Source organism: Streptomyces griseus (assembly GCF_001715295.1).
GTDB lineage: Bacteria > Actinomycetota > Actinomycetes > Streptomycetales > Streptomycetaceae > Streptomyces > Streptomyces griseus_G.
In genome coordinates this window covers 1,617,400-1,620,821 of the sequence record NZ_MDKB01000001.1, presented here as the reverse complement: position 1 = coordinate 1,620,821, position 3,422 = coordinate 1,617,400, and the positions used below count along the sequence as shown (strand labels likewise).

Genomic DNA, 3,422 nt, shown 5'->3' with positions numbered 1-3,422 from the left:
CAGGTGCGGTACATCCACGTGATCCCCCCACGCCACGCCCAAGGCCTGGTCGCGCAGGTCTACCACCACACAGAACAGGACTTCGGGATACTCGCACCGCCCGTGGCCCTGCACTCACCGGCCCCCGCGTCACTCGCGGCGACCTGGCTGATGCTACGCGAAACCCTCCTCGCGGACGGCCACGCGAGCCGCACCGCGAAAGAAACCGTCGCCACCGAAGTCTCACGCGCCAACGACTGCCCCTACTGCGTCGATGTGCACCAAGCAGTCCTGGACACCCTCCCGCGCAACGAGTCCCTCCCCCCACTCACCCAACGGGCCGCCACCACCACACACCCCACCAACCCCACCAACCCCGTCCCGCACACCCCCACGCTCCCCCTCACACCCCGGCAAGCAACCGAACTCCACGGCGTCGCCACCACCTTCCACTACATCAACCGCATGGTGACCCTCTTCCTCACCGACTCCCCCATGCCCGCCCGGACACCAGCACCCCTGCACCGGCCCATCATGCACACCACCGCCCTCGCCATGCGCCCCACCACTCCCGGCCCACTGACACCAGGCACCTCACTCCACCTGCTACCCCCCGCACCCCCACACCCCACCCTGCAATGGGCCCACAACACCCCCCACATCGCCGACGCCTTCACACGCGCCCTCACCGCCATCAACCACGGCGCCCGCTGGATACCACCCCCCGTACAACAACACCTCCACACACACCTCACACACTGGAACGGAAACCCACCCCCACTCAGCCGGGCATGGCTCACCCAAGCCCTCACCACACTCCCCACCACCGACATCCCCACCGCCCGCCTCGCACTACTCACCGCACTCGCACCCCACCAAACCCTCCCCCAAGACATCACCACCTTCAAAAACCAACACCCCACCGACCGCCAACTCATCGAACTCACCTCCTGGGCCGCACTCACCACCGCCCTCCACATCGCCAACCACACCCACCCACCCCACCACACACCCACACCACACCCCACCGACCACAAACAACCCAACCCAAAACCCGACATCAAAAGCTCGTAACACGACCTTGTTGATGTCGGCCGGCGGGGCGTTACCAGTGTGACGATTCGGCCGTTCGTGAGGAGGTGGGTACTCGACCGTGGATCGCGGACGATGAGTTGTGGGCCCTGACCGAGCCATTACTGCCGCCGTGGCCGGAACAGTCGCCGGAGCCGAGGCCGGTGTCGGACCGGCCCTGCCTCCACGCCATCCTGTTCGTCCTCGACAACGACATAACCTGGCAACTTCTGCCCTCCGAACCGGGGTTCGGCTCGGGACAGACGTACCGGCGCCGGCTGGACCGGTAACAGAAGGCAGGAGTCATCGACCAGCTGCACCGAGTCCCGCTCGCCGAGCTGAACGCGGCTCCGAACTCCACGACGCCTTCATCTCCCTCACCTGCAGCCACATCTGCTACCGACGCCTCAAGAAGACCCGACCACGATCGTGTTACGAGCCATAAAAGCTGTCCCGCAATTCCCGGCGAAACAGCATACGGCGACAGATACAGTGCAACGCAAAACCAAGGACCGCCCACACACGAAATATATGCGCACGTCCCGACAACGCTGCGAGGTGCCGTAGCTGTCGTCGCACACCCACCAGGAACCACGGAACAGCCCCTAGCCGGTTACGAGCCGTCCAGGACCGAAGACCCCGCCGCCACTGACCGATACTCAGCAGGCCGTGCGCGTTCGGATTATTCGAGTTGCTGCCACCACCACGCGATGGACGGGATGTCCAGGGGAAAGGAGTCGAGGCCAGCGGGCCGGTCGGCAGTGATCGGTAGGGCTTGCGTGGCGTAGCGGGGGATGCCGGCGTGCCAGGCGACAGCACCGGCGATCGCCCTGCCGCAGTCCCCCAAGAACTTCTTGAGTGGTGGGCTGCCATGCGGGTTCAGCTGATCGCGAAGTTGGACGAAGAGCAGCATGCTCCGGTTGAACATGGTGATCGCCTCGGCACGGGCCTCTTCGATCGAAACGTGCCGTTCCTGCTGGATGCAGGTGACCAGATTGTTCTCGCCGGTTCCGTCACGAGCGTCCTTGGAGAGGGAGTAGAGATCGTTGGTCCATCCGAGGAGAGAGGCTGCGACTTCGCGGACAGCCTGGACCGCAGGGTGGTCGATTTCCGACGATGGGACCTCGTCTTCGTTGAATATCTCCATGGCGGTCAGGAAGGACGTAGTCGACGCAGCGCCGAGGCGCAAGGTCACGTAGGTGTTGAGGTCGGGTGTCTTGCCGGTGAAGCGGTAGCTCGCCTCCCAGGGCAGGGCCTGAAAGTATTTGCGGCGCTCGTTGGTGAACCGCGCGTACTGGGTCGGTGTGGCGAATCGCCGCAATTCGCCCATGACGTGTAAGAACTCGGGTAAGAATGGAACATTTGCCAGACCTGACTCGGGGACTTCCTGCGCGCGCTGCAGTCCACAGCAAGCGGCGACGATCTCGTCCAGGGTCGCGCGCGATTCGAGCCAGTCGTCGTAGACGAAGCCGAGGTACATCCACTTGCCACCCGCTTCTAGTCGTTCAATCGATCCGCAAGGGCTGGAGTTGGAGACCAAGCGGGAGCAGCCACTTTGCAGTAGCCGTTGCCTGGTGTCCGGGTTTCCGCAGAGGACACAAGAACGCATCCAGTCGCAGGCTGCCTTATCGATCTCCGCAGCGCGCGGGTGACTGTACGGGGGGATCGGGCAGTAGAGCGCGGGCATGGGCGTCAGTGCGGGTAAATCGTTGTGATTGGGATTGGTCGTCATGACGGTTTTTCCTTTCAGCTCATTTTGTGCAGGAGATCTCACGCGTGTGTGCTGCGCTCCGCGAGCTCTCGGTAAGGGCTGTCCCGCAATTCCCGGTGGATCAGCGTGCGGCGTCAGATGCGGGGCATCGCAAGGCGGAGGGGCGTCCGCATACTGGATGTATGGGGACGTTCCGACAACGCGGCGAGGTGCCGTAGCTGTCGTCGCACGCCCGCCGGGAATTGCGGGACAGCCCTTAGATCCCGGCCTGAAGAGGTGGCGCAGCCGGACCCGGTAAACGGGTGCATACGATCACCTGGCCGAGATCCCATTTCGCAGACAGGAAGTCGATGCCTCGCTCGATGGCCTGCCGCTTCGCTGCGGCGGTGGAGAGGCGAAGGGGGCTTGCTGATTTCCTCACAGGTGGTTGTGACCGCCGGTCTGCCACGGTGTCAGGCCCTGTGTTTCCGGGCGGTTGGTGGGTGGTCGCGGGGAGGTGCTCGTGGTGGGAGTGGGTGAGGATCCGGTTGGCGGGATGGTGTCTGAGGCCCGGGGTGTGCAGGGCAGGTCTGCACCGGTCGTGGGCTCGGGTGCGGGGTGGGCGGTGCCGGAGGGCCGCGGTGGAGGGCTCGGCTGTGTCGTGGGGGAGGTGACGCTGCCC

General features: G+C 64.6%; 3 protein-coding genes. 2 read left to right on the top strand and 1 reads right to left on the bottom strand.

From position 1 onward, the window contains the following. Positions 1-1,053: carboxymuconolactone decarboxylase family protein (locus tag BA175_RS06365; protein WP_069170202.1), on the top strand; the 1,053-nt coding region annotated here is incomplete at its 5' end. Between the two features lie 65 nt (positions 1,054-1,118). Next, the gene (locus tag BA175_RS06360) at positions 1,119-1,340 is read left to right on the top strand and encodes a transposase (RefSeq protein WP_107407513.1); all 222 of its coding nucleotides are present in this window, start codon (positions 1,119-1,121) and stop codon (positions 1,338-1,340) included. Between the two features lie 392 nt (positions 1,341-1,732). Here the strand turns inward: BA175_RS06360 and BA175_RS06355 are convergent, their stop codons facing one another. Next, positions 1,733-2,782: a terpene synthase family protein gene (locus tag BA175_RS06355; protein WP_139131373.1), complete on the bottom strand. Its 1,050-nt coding sequence runs from the start codon at positions 2,780-2,782 to the stop codon at positions 1,733-1,735. Positions 2,783-3,422 lie beyond the last annotated feature (640 nt).